The following is a 15,151-nucleotide window of genomic DNA, read 5'->3' as shown; positions in this document are numbered from 1 at the left end:
GTTACGCATTGATCCCGTTTCCGTTGGGATTGCAGGGACGACAACAAATCTCGAAATCATCTTCTCATTCTCTCCAAACACCTGCTCACTATTGCCGGCTATTGGCCATCATTGCAAGCGACCGCCGTCAGTTTCCGATGAGAAGTACAAGCGGACATGAGTCGATTGGAAGCATCGTAAAAAGGTTCGAGGCCTGCCTTACCCAGGCACATCTACTCGCTTGAAAAACATCCATTTCTGAAAATTTTACTGCTGCTACGCTAACCTCTTCCACAGAGGAATCCCTATGCCAAATTCAAACGTACTCCCTTCCATGCTAATCAAGATCAATCAAAACTAGCACGCCCTAGAGGCCGCCATCATGTAGCTCACGCGGATATTAGAGCAGCATGGATGAGGTGAGGTGAGGTGAGGTGAGGTTGGAGACTATGTGCGTGGGGCGTTGGAAACAATCAGCAGGAATGAGGAGTTCATCACCACGATCCTAGCTTTGCTAATGACACCGGAGTGATCTACCCCGTGATCCGTATGCCTACCCGAAGGGCGGTCTCACTCGTCTACCGACGCAGCGCGCGAGTCAAATTACCGCCTCCGAGGATTGACCATATACAACTACGCAATGCGCTTCGAGGAAGACAATGCTCCGGGATTGCCATGTTCTGCCGCGACCTTCCAGACCTGAACAGCTATGGCGATGATCGGGAGAGCGCAGTCAGCGAAGCCCTGGACGGAATCGAAACAACCCTATCCATTTACGTCGATCAGCGACGAGTCATACCAGTAGCATCTGCTCCGGAGGCGGGTGAACATGTAGTCCGCTTGCCAGCGGTAACCGTGGTGAAGATTGAGCTATGGAACGCCATGGAGCGAGATATACGCAAAGCTAACTTGTGCCGATTGCTAGATGTGCACCAAGCCTAGGATTTCGCTTTGATGGCACACACTCCACCAATAATTACTAAGACCGCACCGACGACTGTCCAAATATCTGGAAGCTCGCCGAAAACAATCAGACCAATCAAGCTTGCGAAAACCAATAGGGTATAGTTGAACGGCTGTAATGTCGCAGCAGTCGCGTACTTCAAAGCTTGCATAAGCAGAATCTGCGCAGCGACGCCTGTCGATGCCAGGACGCCAATTAAAGCCCACTGGATTGGGGTCGGAGCTACCCATACAGGAATTCCCGCACAAGTCAGCACTATCGCTCCGCAACTTGCCATGTAAAACATGTTCGTGGTGAAGGAATCGACAAGACTAATTTTTCGCGTCAGCACACTAAATAGTGCGAACATCAATGCTGCCAGCAACGGAATCAGCACAGCGAGATCGAAGACTCCGGCCCCAGGACGCAGGATGACCAATGTACCCGTAAATCCTATTGCGGCAGCAACCCAGCGACGAACGCCAATAAACTCTCCAAGAAAGGCTCCCGCCAGCGCCAAGGTAATAAGAGGAAATACCGCAAATATCGCATGCATCTCTGCTAGGCCCAAAAATCGTAACCCGAGGCCGAATAGCGCTATTTCGCTCACACCTATCAATGCGCGTGTAATCTGAAGCCAAGGGTGGCTACTACAAAGTGATTTCTTAAAATCTCGTTGATAAGCCGCATACCCTAGAGCGAAAACAAAAAACACCCAATATCGCACCATGACCAACTGTACTACAGGTAGGTCTCTGACCAAGACTTTGGTTATACCATCCTGGCAAGCGAAAATTAGCATCGAAAGAAGGCATAACATGATGCCTACCGTGGGTCTCGAAAACTGAGGGGCAGTGGCTGCACTCGAAACATTGAGTTGTGGATTGTTTTTATTCAGATTTCCAGTCGAATCTACCTCACTCATTTATAACTCCATCTGACCTAAGCGACCGTTAAGTGGAGCAACATTGATCACCGTTTATTCAACGGGATAGCCTCGCAGCTACACTCCCCTGCTAAGCTTTCAGTGATATTTTCTTCTACCCTTTATCTCAAATTGGCTGAGATTGTTCGACTCTAAAAAAGGGCCCTCCATCGACCACTTTTTTACCAAGTGACGAAGGGAGCCCACGAAGAAATACTGAGATCAAGCACACAGGCCTTACCTAAACCACAACGCGTTCACCATGCTGGTACATGCGCGTCGTGTGAGCACACCTGTGTGAACGAATGAAGATGTCCAAGGTAGAAGAACAGCCTGACCACCATACCGAGAAGACATCTTTTTAGACCGCCAGGTCAGTATGATCAATTTTTAGTACAAGTCAACACGTCTGCAAAAATCTCATGGCCTGCCTTTAAGCACAATTTCAAAGCATTCAAGGGCAGCCGCACCGAGACCAAACGTGAGCATTTTGATTTGAGGTCAGGCTCGCGATGAGCAAGCGTTTTGGAGATCAACGCAATCAGCTCAAGTGATGCCTAATGCTAGGAAGCTACGCCACTCTTGCTTCAAACCGTCAGACAAAGAAAAGCACCCTACCGACCTCCAGCCTCGCGACGTCCCCTTCATGCCCGGCGAACCATACTTCGGTATTTGGTACTGAATCCAACGGCTCGACGTCCCAGATTTGCGCGACATAAAAGCGACTCACCATCTTAAAAACGACCACTTGGCATCATTTGCGTACCCGCCAGACAGTTTTACTGTCTACCGAGTTGACAGTACCGGTTTTGGGTGAGATGTTCGGTTCAAGGGTTCGTCCCAAATGGCAGGGTTCGAGTCATACAAAAAATGTAACACCCCACGGAGTGTCCTAATCATGAGTGAAGTAAAGACCGGGCAAATTCGGTCAGGCAGTGCGGATGGTAGTCAATCTACAAGCGGCCTCAAGGGCCAATTGGGCACTCTAGACATCGCATTAACAACGCTTGCTTACGCCGGCCCGCTAGCGGGAACAGCCGGGTACATCACCTTCGTAGTGGGTTTCGGCAACGGTTTAGGTGCGCCCAGTGCCTTTCTTGTGGTGATGGCCGCGTTTCTACTTTTCGCCGTTGGCTACAGCGCCCTTTCGCGGTTTGTCCCTAATCCAGGTGCGTTCTACGCTTACATCACTTCAGGCTTGGGCCGCGCGGCTGGTTTGGGAGCTGCTTTTATGGTTCTCGCGTCTTACTTCTGTATTGGGGTTGGATTCTACGGCTTCGCCGGCTTGGCCTTTCAAGATTTGGTCGTTGGTTGGGGCGGCCCCAAAATCGAGTGGTACTTCTACTCACTGATCTTCTGGGCAGTCGTCGGAACTCTGGCCTATTTCCACATCGCCGTTTCGGCCAAAGTGCTAGGCGTGGTTTTGATTGTCGAAGTGTTACTCGCACTCATGTTTGATGCAGCCGTGATGGTGCAAGGCGGCGCAGAAGGGATATCGCTAGCTCCTTTCACGTGGGAGGCATTTAGTAGTGGAAATGTCGGCCTAGCTCTGATTTTTGGTGGTGCGCTTTTCTGTGGCTTCGAAGCTACGGCAATTTACCGCGAGGAAACGAAGAACCCGGACAAGACAATCCCTCGGGCTACCTATCTGGTCGTCCTGTTCATCGGTTGCTTTTACGCTCTGACGTCTTGGGCTCTCATCACTGGCTTGGGCAACTCGCAAGCAGTTGCCTTATCAACCGCCAACACGGCAACAGCCTTCTTTGACGTGTCGAAAGTCTTCGTAGGCGATTTTTTCTACAAGATAGTGACGCTGTTACTCATCACGAGCATTTTTGCTTCTCACCTGTCGATCCAGAACGCCACGACGCGTTACGTCTTTTCGCTCGCCATCGACGGCGTATTTCCTAAAGCTCTAGGTGTTGCACATTCAAAACATTCATCGCCGGCACGCGCCTCACTGACCTGCAGTCTCATCTACCTATTGCTGACCGCAAGCATGATTTTTGCGGGTCTATCAGCAACGAAGATCTACGCCTGGTTTTGCGGCTTGGCTTCGTTTTCGATTCTGATTGCTATGGCCATCACAAGCTTGTCCGCCATTGTCTACTTCCGCCGAAATAAACATCACCCGGTAAATGCGTGGCAAAGCCTTATTGCTCCTGGACTCTCACTGCTGACACTTGGTGCGATGATCTTACTAGCGGCGGAGAACTTCGCGACGCTGATCGACGACTCGCAGGCACTCGCTGACGTAATGATGTACGGAGTGGTGCTCACATTCGTATTTGGCTTCATCTACGCATTGTGGTTAAAGAAGTCTAAGCCACACATATATCAGCGGATTGGCCGGCAAATGCGTGACGACATCGTAAAAGATCAGACTGATTTCAACTCCTTAAAGCCCCTTAACCTTCGGTAAAGGAGAGCCGTCATGTTGAATGAGGTCACCAGCATCGCCGTAGTGGGCTGCGGTTTGATGGGCTCATCGATCGCCAAGACTTTGGGCGCTGCTGGTAATAACGTGGCGGCGTGGAATCGCACGAGTGAAGCAACGAACAACTTAGCGGCTTTCGGAGTTGCCCCTCAGTCTTCACTGGAAATCACCATACGGACTTACGACTGCATTGTGCTTGTACTGAGTAACTATGAAATTTGCCGTAGCCTGATCACTCCATTCAAGGAACAACTGCGTGGCAAAGTAGTAGTTAACCTCACAAGCGGAACCTGTGAAGAGGCTGACAGCTTCGGCGCTTGGATGCGTGCGTCGGAGGTGCTCTATTTGGATGGTTCGATATGGGCGCTGCCTAAAGGCATCGGACAGACCAACACTTGCTTGGCCTATTCAGGCGCACGATCTGCCTGGGAGCGCGCAAGCTTGTACCTGTCTCAATTAGGCGGCGCTTCAAGGTTCGTTGGAGAACGGTTCGGAGCGGCAAACGCTCTGGAAGCCGCATTTCCTGGGACGTTCTACATGACTGCCATCTTGAGCTTCATTGAGGGCATCGCACTCTGCAAAGCCTACGAGATTTCCGAAGCCACAATAATGGATGCAGTTGCCCCCACAATGGACTTACTTCAAGGCAGCATCGTTCAGACCATACAAAAAATTACCGCTGGAGACTTCACCACCACACAAGCAACTTTGCAAGTTTTCTTAGACGCTGTAAGCAGTTATGTCCTAAATGAGCACTCTCCAGTGAAGGACTCAGCGCTTACCACCGCCCTGCGTCAAACTTTAGAACAGATATGTTTAAGCGGTTTTTCCGACAGGGATGTCGCCTCCACTATCAGCCGTTGGTTAAAACCAAGTTGATTGTGGGGCACTGCCCACAGCTACCGCTCACTTACGCGCTTCGCTTACTTCCTACTTCGACCAACCAGGAGACGAACATCATGTACCGTCAGCTATCGTTTGCCCTTGTAGCACTCATCGGCGTTTCCGCACAAAGCGCTTTCGCATGCACTCCTGCGCATCAGTTCAAGACCATCACGCCCGGAAAGCTCACCGTCGCGACAATGATGATTCCTCCATTCCTGATTCCAGAAAATAATGCCCTCAAAGGCGTCGATGGGGATCTGATCACCAAGATCGCAGAGATGGAATGCCTCACTGTCACTCCAATCGTCGTAGATACCCGGGCCGTCATGCAATACGTGGTGTCCGGCCAAGCCGACGTGGCAGTAGGGAACTGGTTCCGTACTGCCGCCCGACTGAAGTCAATGGACATGACAAACCCCATTTACCTGGACAGTCTCGCCATCTTCACCAAAGAAGGAACCACCTCGCTAAACACGCTGATTGAATCTGGGAAGGTGGTTGGCACTGTTCAAGGTTACAACTGGGTCAGTGATCTACAGAAAGCGTTTGGCTCCAAGATCAAACTCTACCCAAGCCCCGTAGCGCTCATCCAAGACCTGGAAGCAGGTAGGATCGAGGCAGGTCTGGACAGCTACTCTGGTGGCGTCTATGCACAGCAGCAAGGCGGTCTCAAGAACTTCAAGATCGTCCATGCTGAGCCCGATCAACGAGTGCGCGCTTCAATCGAGGCTGCTCAGATTGCATTCACCTTGGTCAAAGGTAACAAAGAGCTTGAGCAAGCGTTGAATGAAAATATTGTCACGCTCAAGAACAGTGGTGACATCGGAAAAACACTCGAAACCTATGGCCTCAGTGCGCAAGACAGTGAGGTAGGAGCTCCTAGGGCCATCGAATAACCCAAAGCGAATCCAGTAAAAAAGGCGATCATTTGATCGCTTTTTTTGTTCCGCTGCCTTATCCGTTCGGCTAGCGATTCGCAAAATGCTAGTGGACACGGCGAACTCCTCTGCGTTGTGATCTTTGAGGTTCTGATGGTACGCGCGAAGGCTGATGGCATAGGCACGCTGGCGTCTGAGCTCAGCTATGGATTGTACGAGCTTGAGGGCATAGTGTTCGGGGTAAGGAGAGACATCTCCCACTGCGCGCGCTCCACGATCGACTTTTCATACGACACCGAGATGATGGTGCAGCCGACGTGCACCTCAAAATAGGCTGATTAGATCGCGTTCACCTTGGCAAAAGGCAACAAAAAGCTTCAGTGAGCCCCGAAGGAGAACATTGCCAGGCTCAAGAACAATGGTGACATCGGAAATACATTCAAGACCTACGGCCTCAATGCGAAAGACAGTGAACTCGGAGCGCCTCGGGCCATCCTTTGTCCCAAAGCGAACCCAATAAAAAAGGCGATCATACGATCGCCTTTTTTGGTTCAACTGTCTTACGCGTTTGGCTTGCGATTCGCAAAATGCTTACGAACACTTGCGAACTCTTCAGCGTTCCGATCCTTCAAATTCTGATAGTAAGCCCGGCGACTAATCGCATACGCACCTTGTTGCTTCAGCTCAGCTAGGGACTGTGCAAGTTTCAGTGCCATAGTGTTTGGGTTCAGGATGGAGACATCACGTTTCGCGCCTTCCATGATCGATTTTTCGTAAGACGCTGAAATGATGGTGCAGCCGAGGATACAAACGTCTGCTTCAGCCTCTTGACGGATCTTCGTAGCGGCGGCGACAGCATCACGTGCGACACCGGCGGTATCCTGGATCATGTCGGTCACCCACCAGTCAATGCAGTCTACTTTGCGGCAATGCGCATCTTCACCGTAAAGGCGAACCATGTCCCGCAGATACGGAACGGCCTTGTGATGGTCGGTCACCAATACATACTCATGGCCGTAGTAAGGAGCGAGTTGCATAGTCGCTTCTAACGGGCCAATGACCGGGATGTCGACGAGCTCGCGCGCAACGCGTACACCTGGATCGTAGCAGCAGCCGACAATGACAGCATCGAAGCCGTCCTTTTCCGCCTTGATGCAGCTCTCAAAGATGGCCTCTTCGATCAAATGCTTATTGTAATAATAATCAATGTTTTCCGGGCAATTCTCGGTATTGCTCACGACGAGTTCAGCTCCACCGGTCAAGTATGAAGCCATAGTCTCCATAATCAGACCATTGTAAGCGTCGGTACCAAATGGATTGATGAAATTGATCTTTACGCCCATGAAACTCTCCAAAAACTGGATTACAACGCTTTGGTTAATTCAGGGATGATCTCGAAGACATCTCCCACCAATCCGTAATCAGCGACCTGGAAAATAGGCGCCTCTTCGTCCTTGTTGATTGCAACGATGACCTTTGAGCCAGTCATGCCTGCGAGATGCTGAATTGCGCCCGAAATACCACAGGCGAAATAGAGCTCGGGGGCAACAATTTTACCGGTTTGGCCAATCTGCCAATCGTTCGGGGCAAAGCCCGAATCTACGGCGGCACGGGACGCACCAATGGCAGCGCCTAGCTTGTCGGCGAGCGGGCTCAACGTAGCTGTGAATTTTTCGGCCGAGCCCAAGGCACGCCCCCCGCTACCACGATTTTGGCCGAGGCCAAGCCAGGTCGTTCACTCGTCGCCAAAACGTTGGAAACAAAAGTGGTGGGCACGACATCAGCGGTAACGCTCAGAGCCTCAATAGTGGCAGCTCCTGTGGTACCAACAGCGTCGAAAGCAGTTGCACGAATAGTGAGGACTTTCTTGGCGTCTGAAGACTGGATGACTTGGATAGCGTTTCCGGCATAGATAGGTCGCGCGAACGTGTCAGGCGAGATGACCTCGATTACTTCAGAAACCTGCATGACATCAAGCTTGGCAGCGATACGCGGAAGTACCGATTTACCGGCGGTGGAAGCAGCAGCGAGGATGACCTCGTACTGAGGAGCCAGTTTGACCACAAGACTGGCAATGGACTCCGGCAACTGATGTTCTAAAGATGCATCATCGGCCAATAAGACTTTCGCCACGCCTTCAAGCTTGCCAGCCTGGGAAGCAACGTCATCGACGGCATAACCGGCGATGAGAACATGAACGTCAGTTTGGAATTTCTGGGCGGCGCCGACAGCCTTGGCAACATCATCAGCGAGGACGCCAGCAGCATAATCAGCAAGAACGAGAACTGTCATGGTAATAACCTACTCAAACAATGACTGATTCGGCTTTGAGCTTTTCAACCAACTCAGCCACCGAATTAACACGAATGCCAGCTTTGCGCACAGGCGGCTCTTGAACTTTCAGGACTTTCAGACGCGGTGTCACGTCGACACCGTAATCATCCGGCGTCTTCCTTTCCAATGGCTTTTTCTTCGCTTTCATGATGTTCGGAAGGGACGCGTAACGCGGTTCGTTTAGGCGCAAATCGGTGGTGATCACCGCCGGAAGAGTCACTCGAACGGTTTGAGAACCACCATCGACCTCGCGGGTAATTGTGGCACCGGCGGCATCAACTTCGACTTTAGAAGCGAAGGTCGCCTGCGATGCGTCCAAGAGTGCAGCCAGCATCTGACCGGTCTGACTGCTGTCGTCATCAATTGCCTGCTTACCGACAAAGATTAGGCCAGGCTGCTCAGCATCACAGATACCTTTAAGGATCTTCGCCACCGCCAGAGGCTCTACCAAACTTTCCGTCAGAACGAGGATGGCTCTATCAGCCCCCATCGCCAAAGCAGTGCGAAGCGTTTCTTCGGACTTGGCAGTACCGACTGACACCACGATGATTTCTGCGTCAAGACCGCTCTCTTTCAGTCGGACAGCCTCTTCAACGGAAATTTCGTCGAATGGATTCATCGACATTTTGAGATTTTCGAGTTCAACTCCCGACCCATCTTGTTTCACTCGGATTTTGACGTTGTAATCCACAACACGTTTTACGGGAACGACAATTTTCATGCCTGCTGCTCCTACCCTACTCTTCAAAGCGTAGTTATAAGACGAAATATTCCTCAACACCCGACTACCAATTAATGGAATAAAGGGCACTGACCATTAATGCTTAATATCTAACAATGGCATATTTCGCCAAAAACCATTCAATATTAAGTATTGAAACTACCTGGCTGCCACTTCCTGAGCTCCTTCCAATTAGAAGGAAGGTTGTCAAATCGACTTAGTTTCAGTGCATCGATGGGCATTGAAGTTTTGCCCTCAAGGGCAAGATCTTTAACAGCAACACCCACGCTCACAGCCATACCGAAACCGTGCCCGGAAGTACAAGCAATAATCAAACCTTCAGGCTCCGAGAGCCTATCAACGATACACACCTGGTCTGGTGTTACATCTACAATACCTGCCCAACACCGAAGAAGAGGAGTATGAGCAATAGATGGCATCAACTCAGCCAAGCGTCCCGCTATGTTACGAATGACAGGTGTGTTGGGCTTGGCAGATTCTTCAGTAAGACTGACATCAATCCACTCGTGAGGGCCACCATTGAAGTGGATATTGCCGCGACGCGTCTGCCTAAGGGACAAACCATTGCCGACCATCGCAACATCGAAGAGCGGCGGCAGCGGGGCCGTAACCATCGACTCCAGGCGTACTGTCGCTATTGGAATAGTAATGCCGACCATCTCACCGATCTTCGCGAGTTGCGGCCCTGCACAGTTCACGACAATAGGAGCGTAGATAATCGAATCCGGTGTTCTTACGCCTTTGACTCGTCCACCCTCTACCAGAATGTCCAGCGCGGGACTGTTTTCGAGGACAACGCCACCGCGATCCTGAAACGCCCAAGCGAAGGCTTGGGACGTTCGTTGCGGGTTACCATGTCCTGAACGATGAGTGTGAATCCCACCTACTACTCCAGGCATAAGTGATGGAACTATCTTACGGCATTGATCACTATCGATGAGTTCGAACGGAATGGCAGTTGTGCAGAAATGCTCGTAAGTGATCTGCATGTCCGCCCATTCTTGGGCGTTGGTAGCTACCCACAAACGGCCTTGCTGCTTCCACTCGGTTGGGTATCCAAGCTCTTCGTCCAACGTATCCCAAAGTTTCTCTGCCTCAGCGGCTAGAGCGGACTCCATCGGCTGCTCGCCTCGCAAGCTAAGAAACCCGGTGGCACGGGAAGAAGCTTCTGCAGCCGTACGCCCCTTATCGAGAACAATAACCTTCGCGCCCGCCTTCGCCAGCCAATATGCGGATGCAAGTCCCGTAATTCCTGCGCCGATAATCACAACATCTGCGTTTTGCATACAAACCTCTTACCTGCAGAGCTACTCAATGAGCGCCAGGGATGGTGTCTTCGACCGGGTGTAACCATGTCGGCCATGTGTCCCTCATTTCCTTGGGCTCATCGTGCGCACGAATGATATTCAAAGGCAGCGCACGGACAGGTACTCGATAGCTTCCAGGCGAAACATCGCGAAGCTCGACCCCTGATACGCCTGCCAGCAGCATCGCCGACTGTTCTCGGCATCGACGGCCCTGGCAGTGCCCCATCCCTACACGGGTCATCCGCTTAAGCATGTCCTGACTCGCGCGACCTTCTGCAACGAATGTTTTAGCTGCATCGCAAGGGCTGCTATGCGTGGAGGCCAAATACTTTGGCGCTTGCACCTCGACCAACTCTCGCCGACTTACATCCTCACACTGGCATGCCATGACATCCATACCGCCAGCGTTGACCAAAGCATCCAGCCAATATTGTGGCGGGTAGACAGACCGTGAATCGGAACTCACCGCTGGAGCCTCAATCACGCTCTCCGCCTGGCCTTTCGCGCACAGCGATTGCAGCTGCAATCCGCTGACCTTGGTAAATAGAAACTTCTGGGCTAATAAGCGCAGCTTCAGTAACACCCGATGCATCACCCGCAACGAACACATTTCGAAGCGAAGTTTCGAAATCAACAGACAACAGTGGAGCCCAGCCACCCCGAGCAGCATCGAAATCGACTGCGCCACCTGCAGAGGCCATAAGCTCTATGTTGGGTACGACTCCGTAGGCCATGCACACAGTGTCGCAAGTGATCTGTACTGGCTCTAAGCTCTTGTCAGAAACGGGGACGAGAATCGCACCGCTAACCTCATTCACACCCATCGTCTTCTGGATGCAATAGCCGGTGAAAACCTCCACTCCTTGCGCTTTCAGCGATCCAGCGAGAACTGAATCACCCTGAACCTCATCGGCAGCCTCGACGATACCTACAACATTGACACCTGCTTCAATCGCTTGGCTCGCGAGTTGCAGCGCTAGGTTTCCCGAACCGAGAATCAGCACCTGATTACCACCGAGTGCTTGATACTTGCCTAGTAAGGTCGTGGCCCCTTTTGCGCCTAGTACACCCGGCAGATGCCAACCGTCGAATGACAGCACCAGATCCCGAGCACCGGAAGCCACGATCAAATAGTCGAAACCCAGCATCCAGGACTTCTCTGCGTCTGCTAGGCCAACTTGGCTGCATTCCATGTGCTCATTGTTGGCGCCTGGAACAAATAGGCCCCATACACAAGTATTGGTCAGCACTTCCACGCCAGCTTCCAGACAATCCATCAGCAGGTCGTTTGAACCCAATACGCGATCCGCAATGGTTCCCTCATCCGACAGGACAGGAGCAAGGCGAGCACCGTAAAAGTAAGGTGCATCCAAACTCATGGCCGTAGTGTTTTGGGGGTGTTCATCAATAAGTGTCACGGTAAGTCCTCGACGCGCAGCCTCTAACGCGGCGGTACAACCCGCAACGCCCGCACCGACGACGACAACCTGTTCTTTTGTAATAGTCATGGCCGTAAACCTACTTGCTACGCAACTCTTGTACACGCGCCACGAAAGCAGGCAGGACGGCTTTCGCATCGCCGACCACGCCATAATTCGCCACGCTGAAAATGTTCGCTTCACCATCGCTGTTGATTGCGACGACATTCTTGACTCGGCTGATGCCGGCCAAGTGGTGAATGGCACCGGAAATACCAGCGGCGACATATAGATCGGCTGAGACCTTTAGACCGCTGAAACCTACTTGCTTAGTAGTAGGTACCCAGCCCATCTCGACCGCCGCACGTGTTGCACCTACGGCAGCGTTGAGGCCCTTGGCGGACTCTTCAATAACTTTCCAGTTATCGGCGCTTCCGATCCCGATACCACCCGACACCACTATCTTTGCAGTCCGCAGAGATGGGCCATCCGATGCTTCTTCCGATATGGTTTCGACCACGCTCACAGGGTTGTCAATCACGTTCAAAGCGACTGTTTCAACAGTAGCGGACGCCCCTTCTCAGCCGCAGCGAACGCACCTGCCGAGAGAGTAACTACAGTGAGTTCACTGGTAATCGAATACTGCGCTTGGACTGCTCCGCCACAGACCGGCTTGGTGGCTTGAAGGACGTTGTCTACGAGTTCCAGTGCAGTACAGTTGGTCACCAACGCAGCGTTTAAGCGAGCGGCTAGACGAGGCGCCCATTCCAACGTGTTCGATGTATGCGGCACGATAATGAGTTCCGCACCAGCCGACTTCGCGATCTCAGCAGCAGCACTGACGAAAGCCTCACAGGTGTATTGCGCAACTTGAGCATCATCAACGACCAACAATTGATCTAACCCGACCGCATCAAATATGACGGTTGGATTATCAATACCGTAGCCGATCAGTGCGCCAACGATTTTTGTGTCGCCAACTCGCACACCTTGCGCAGCAGTGACTGCTTCGGCAGAAGCCTGGATTGCACGACCACCTTGAATCTCGCCAAAAACTACAATGCTCGACATCAGATCACCCCTTCTTGAACCAGACGATCCGCCAATGCACGACCATTGGCTTCGTCGGAGCCCTCAGAAATCATTACGGTATCAACCTTCACAGGAGGTTTGATGTAGAGCCTTTTGAGCGCCACCATCGATGCCGCTGAGACGCCACCCAGATCAGCATCTGTCCAAGTTGGGATAGCAACTTTTTTCGCCATCATTACCCCCTTCAACCCTGCGATACGGGGCTTGTTGGCTTCGTTAGAAATACCGACTAATAAGGGCAAACGAGCTTTAAGACGCTGTGTAACGTCGTCTCCCATCCGATCGACTACCAGTGCACCCTGTTCAACTTGAACGATCGCTTTGACTGGAGATACGGAGGCGAAGCCCAATTTCTCTGCGAGGATCAGGTGAGTTTGACCCGCGTCAGTATCGGAAGATGCTTTCCCGGAAAGTACGAGGTCGACGCTGCCGATCTTTTGAATTGCTTTCGCAAGCTGATTAGCAATTACGAAGCTATCGCAGTCCAGACCAGCAGCTCCCTTTATTAGGACGCCGCCATCTGCCCCCATCGCAATGGCTCTTCGCAATTGCGCAATAGCGTTGTCATCTCCGACGGTAACTACCGTAACGGTTCCTCCGACAGCGTCCTTGATCTTTAACGCTTCCTCAACTGCGTTTGCGTCATAGCCGTTGAGGACGGGACTCATGCCCGAGCGCATCTCGATCGATTTTTCATCCGGAGCAACCTGCAATAATACAGGTGGAGTATTGGGATCGAATACTTGCTTAAGGGTTACAACGATATGCATGCGATGCTCCTAGGGTGCCAGCATTTCACACGGTGGAGTAGTAATAGCCTCCCAACTGCCCTTGGCTCTACCTCAAGGACAACGACCGATTTCTACGACCGCTTACTAGAAGAAGGCCTCCTTTTTGAGGGGGCTGGAGAAGGTGACTTGAGACCGAATGTACAACCTTTTGACTTTGCAGTATACAAAAAGACTCACGGGTCTAAGATATTTTCCAGGAAGCCTGCCGGCACTGTCGGCACTCCCCATTTGACATAGAAGCGCCGCACCAGCCGGCAATACCAGAGGTCTCTTATGCGTACCGCAGTCACTGAAATGTTTGGGATCGACATCCCCCTCTTCGCTTTCTCCCACTGCCGCGATGTAGTGCTTGAAGCCTCAAAGGCCGGCGGCATGGGAATTCTGGGAGCTGCCTGGATGACTCCGGAGGAGCTTGAGGTTTCACTGAAATGGATCGATGAGCGAATCGACGGCAAACCTTATGGTGTCGATATCGTATTCCCCGGTTCGTTCGCCCCGCTGACTGACGACCGTGATCCGGCCAAGATCTTGCCTGAGGGTCACCGTCAGTTTGTTGATCGCATGATGACGGACGCTGGCATTCCTGAGCTTCCGGACGATGACGCTAAAGAGTTCGCTCAAGAACACGCAGACAAGATGAAGATGACCCCGAGTGACAGTGAGCGCTCGCTGCAGATTGCGCTTCGTCACCCCGGTGTGAAGTCTCATCGTTAGCGCAATGGGAGCTGCTCCCAAGCGTATAGTAGATTTAGTCCACGAGCACGGTCTCAAGGTAGGCGCGCTAGTCGGCAATCTCGATCACGCTATCAAGCAGAAAGAAGTAGGCGTCGACGTTCTAATTGCCCAAGGGGCAGAAGCAGGTGGTCACGTTGGCCGCGTAGGCTCAATGGTTTTATGGCCGCAACTCGTCGACGCAATGGCTCCAATTCCCGTCTTGGCTGCGGGCGGTGTCGGTCGAGGCCGTCAGTTTGTTGCAGCGATGGCCTTAGGTGCGGCTGGCGCTTGGTGCGGTTCTGTATGGCTGGGCACTCGTGAAAGTGACCTGACTCCGAACATGAAGGAGCGCTTGTTCGAATCCAAGTCGGAAGACGCTGTAGTGAGTAAGGCTCTGACCGGTAAGAACTGCCGGATCCTTCGCAGCAACTACACCGAAGCTTGGGACAAAAACGAAGAGGTGAAACCTCTTACCTTCCCACTGCAATCAATCCTCGGCGGCGTACCACTGCGCCGGGCGGAACGCGTACGCCGCTTCGACTACTGGACGTATGCGGTAGGTCAGATTGTAGGAGATATGAAGCAGGAGACAACAGTTCGCCAGATCTTCGCTGAGATGCTGGGCGAGTACGTTGAGGCCGTCGAAAATCTCAACAGCATGTTGGAAGACTGACGTTTCAAGCCACAGGCAAATAGTTGCGAGTGC

General features: G+C 52.1%; 14 protein-coding genes and 2 pseudogenes. 6 read left to right on the top strand and 10 right to left on the bottom strand.

The window, feature by feature from the left end:
* Nucleotides 1-286: 286 nt before the first annotated feature.
* Nucleotides 287-511: pseudogene (locus tag JFT80_RS23815) on the top strand (hypothetical protein).
* 406 nt (nt 512-917) lie between these two features.
* On the opposite strand, the gene JFT80_RS04235 reads toward JFT80_RS23815, so the two are convergent.
* Nucleotides 918-1,847, bottom strand: coding sequence for a DMT family transporter (locus JFT80_RS04235; protein WP_201147023.1), 930 nt, complete (start codon nt 1,845-1,847; stop codon nt 918-920).
* 898 nt (nt 1,848-2,745) lie between these two features.
* Here JFT80_RS04235 and JFT80_RS04230 point away from each other — a divergent pair.
* The 3 genes from JFT80_RS04230 (at nt 2,746) to JFT80_RS04220 (ending at nt 6,065) form a co-directional block, all read left to right on the top strand.
* Nucleotides 2,746-4,269 carry an APC family permease gene (locus JFT80_RS04230; protein WP_201147022.1) on the top strand — a complete coding sequence of 508 codons (1,524 nt, stop codon included), beginning with the start codon at nt 2,746-2,748 and terminating at the stop codon, nt 4,267-4,269.
* 12 nt (nt 4,270-4,281) lie between these two features.
* Complete coding sequence (locus JFT80_RS04225) at nt 4,282-5,163, top strand: NAD(P)-binding domain-containing protein (RefSeq protein WP_201147021.1); 882 nt, start codon at nt 4,282-4,284, stop codon at nt 5,161-5,163.
* An 80-nt stretch (nt 5,164-5,243) separates the two neighbouring features.
* On the top strand, nt 5,244-6,065 hold the full coding sequence (locus tag JFT80_RS04220; protein WP_201147020.1) for an ABC transporter substrate-binding protein: 822 nt from the start codon (nt 5,244-5,246) through the stop codon (nt 6,063-6,065).
* Between the two features lie 542 nt (nt 6,066-6,607).
* Here the strand turns inward: JFT80_RS04220 and JFT80_RS04215 are convergent.
* The 9 genes and pseudogenes from JFT80_RS04215 to JFT80_RS04175 form a co-directional block, all read right to left on the bottom strand.
* Entirely contained in the window at nt 6,608-7,390 is a 783-nt protein-coding gene (locus JFT80_RS04215) for an aspartate/glutamate racemase family protein (protein WP_201147019.1), read from the bottom strand.
* Nucleotides 7,391-7,410: 20 nt separating this feature from the next.
* Nucleotides 7,411-8,339 (bottom strand): annotated as a pseudogene (locus JFT80_RS04210) (electron transfer flavoprotein subunit alpha/FixB family protein).
* A gap of 13 nt (nt 8,340-8,352) precedes the next feature.
* Complete coding sequence (locus JFT80_RS04205) at nt 8,353-9,102, bottom strand: electron transfer flavoprotein subunit beta/FixA family protein (protein WP_201147018.1); 750 nt, start codon at nt 9,100-9,102, stop codon at nt 8,353-8,355.
* Between the two features lie 146 nt (nt 9,103-9,248).
* On the bottom strand, nt 9,249-10,409 hold the full coding sequence (locus JFT80_RS04200) for an FAD-binding oxidoreductase (RefSeq protein WP_201147017.1): 1,161 nt from the start codon (nt 10,407-10,409) through the stop codon (nt 9,249-9,251).
* A 25-nt stretch (nt 10,410-10,434) separates the two neighbouring features.
* A complete protein-coding gene (locus JFT80_RS25330) occupies nt 10,435-10,818 on the bottom strand; it encodes a hypothetical protein (RefSeq protein WP_374091321.1) in 384 nt (127 codons plus the stop codon).
* Nucleotides 10,819-10,906: 88 nt separating this feature from the next.
* Nucleotides 10,907-11,938: an FAD/NAD(P)-binding oxidoreductase gene (locus tag JFT80_RS04190; RefSeq protein WP_201147015.1), complete on the bottom strand. Its 1,032-nt coding sequence runs from the start codon at nt 11,936-11,938 to the stop codon at nt 10,907-10,909.
* 10 nt (nt 11,939-11,948) lie between these two features.
* Nucleotides 11,949-12,389, bottom strand: coding sequence for an electron transfer flavoprotein subunit alpha/FixB family protein (locus JFT80_RS04185; RefSeq protein WP_307833044.1), 441 nt, complete (start codon nt 12,387-12,389; stop codon nt 11,949-11,951).
* A 2-nt stretch (nt 12,390-12,391) separates the two neighbouring features.
* Nucleotides 12,392-12,919 carry a hypothetical protein gene (locus JFT80_RS04180; protein WP_201147013.1) on the bottom strand — a complete coding sequence of 176 codons (528 nt, stop codon included), beginning with the start codon at nt 12,917-12,919 and terminating at the stop codon, nt 12,392-12,394.
* Entirely contained in the window at nt 12,919-13,710 is a 792-nt protein-coding gene (locus JFT80_RS04175) for a hypothetical protein (RefSeq protein ID WP_201147012.1), read from the bottom strand. The genes JFT80_RS04180 and JFT80_RS04175 overlap by 1 nt, the downstream gene beginning before the upstream one ends.
* Before the next feature lie 294 nt (nt 13,711-14,004).
* Here JFT80_RS04175 and JFT80_RS04170 point away from each other — a divergent pair, with 294 nt between their 5' ends.
* Nucleotides 14,005-14,445, top strand: coding sequence for a hypothetical protein (locus JFT80_RS04170; protein WP_201147011.1), 441 nt, complete (start codon nt 14,005-14,007; stop codon nt 14,443-14,445).
* 4 nt (nt 14,446-14,449) lie between these two features.
* Nucleotides 14,450-15,118, top strand: a complete 669-nt coding sequence (locus JFT80_RS04165; protein WP_201147010.1) for a nitronate monooxygenase family protein — start codon at nt 14,450-14,452, stop codon at nt 15,116-15,118.
* Nucleotides 15,119-15,151 lie beyond the last annotated feature (33 nt).

Source organism: Pseudomonas sp. TH10 (assembly GCF_016651255.1).
GTDB lineage: Bacteria > Pseudomonadota > Gammaproteobacteria > Pseudomonadales > Pseudomonadaceae > Aquipseudomonas.
This window is presented reverse-complemented; position numbering and strand designations above follow the sequence as displayed.

What these genes read in the sequence shown, in the direction of transcription:
- JFT80_RS04235 (WP_201147023.1), bottom strand. Translation starts at nt 1,847, where the DNA reads ATGAGTGAGGTAGATTCGACTGGAAATCTGAATAAAAACAATCCACAA.
- JFT80_RS04230 (WP_201147022.1), top strand. Translation starts at nt 2,746, where the DNA reads ATGAGTGAAGTAAAGACCGGGCAAATTCGGTCAGGCAGTGCGGATGGT.
- JFT80_RS04225 (WP_201147021.1), top strand. Translation starts at nt 4,282, where the DNA reads ATGTTGAATGAGGTCACCAGCATCGCCGTAGTGGGCTGCGGTTTGATG.
- JFT80_RS04220 (WP_201147020.1), top strand. Translation starts at nt 5,244, where the DNA reads ATGTACCGTCAGCTATCGTTTGCCCTTGTAGCACTCATCGGCGTTTCC.
- JFT80_RS04215 (WP_201147019.1), bottom strand. Translation starts at nt 7,390, where the DNA reads ATGGGCGTAAAGATCAATTTCATCAATCCATTTGGTACCGACGCTTAC.
- JFT80_RS04205 (WP_201147018.1), bottom strand. Translation starts at nt 9,102, where the DNA reads ATGAAAATTGTCGTTCCCGTAAAACGTGTTGTGGATTACAACGTCAAA.
- JFT80_RS04200 (WP_201147017.1), bottom strand. Translation starts at nt 10,409, where the DNA reads ATGCAAAACGCAGATGTTGTGATTATCGGCGCAGGAATTACGGGACTT.
- JFT80_RS25330 (WP_374091321.1), bottom strand. Translation starts at nt 10,818, where the DNA reads ATGGCATGCCAGTGTGAGGATGTAAGTCGGCGAGAGTTGGTCGAGGTG.
- JFT80_RS04190 (WP_201147015.1), bottom strand. Translation starts at nt 11,938, where the DNA reads ATGACTATTACAAAAGAACAGGTTGTCGTCGTCGGTGCGGGCGTTGCG.
- JFT80_RS04180 (WP_201147013.1), bottom strand. Translation starts at nt 12,919, where the DNA reads ATGTCGAGCATTGTAGTTTTTGGCGAGATTCAAGGTGGTCGTGCAATC.
- JFT80_RS04175 (WP_201147012.1), bottom strand. Translation starts at nt 13,710, where the DNA reads ATGCATATCGTTGTAACCCTTAAGCAAGTATTCGATCCCAATACTCCA.
- JFT80_RS04170 (WP_201147011.1), top strand. Translation starts at nt 14,005, where the DNA reads ATGCGTACCGCAGTCACTGAAATGTTTGGGATCGACATCCCCCTCTTC.
- JFT80_RS04165 (WP_201147010.1), top strand. Translation starts at nt 14,450, where the DNA reads ATGGGAGCTGCTCCCAAGCGTATAGTAGATTTAGTCCACGAGCACGGT.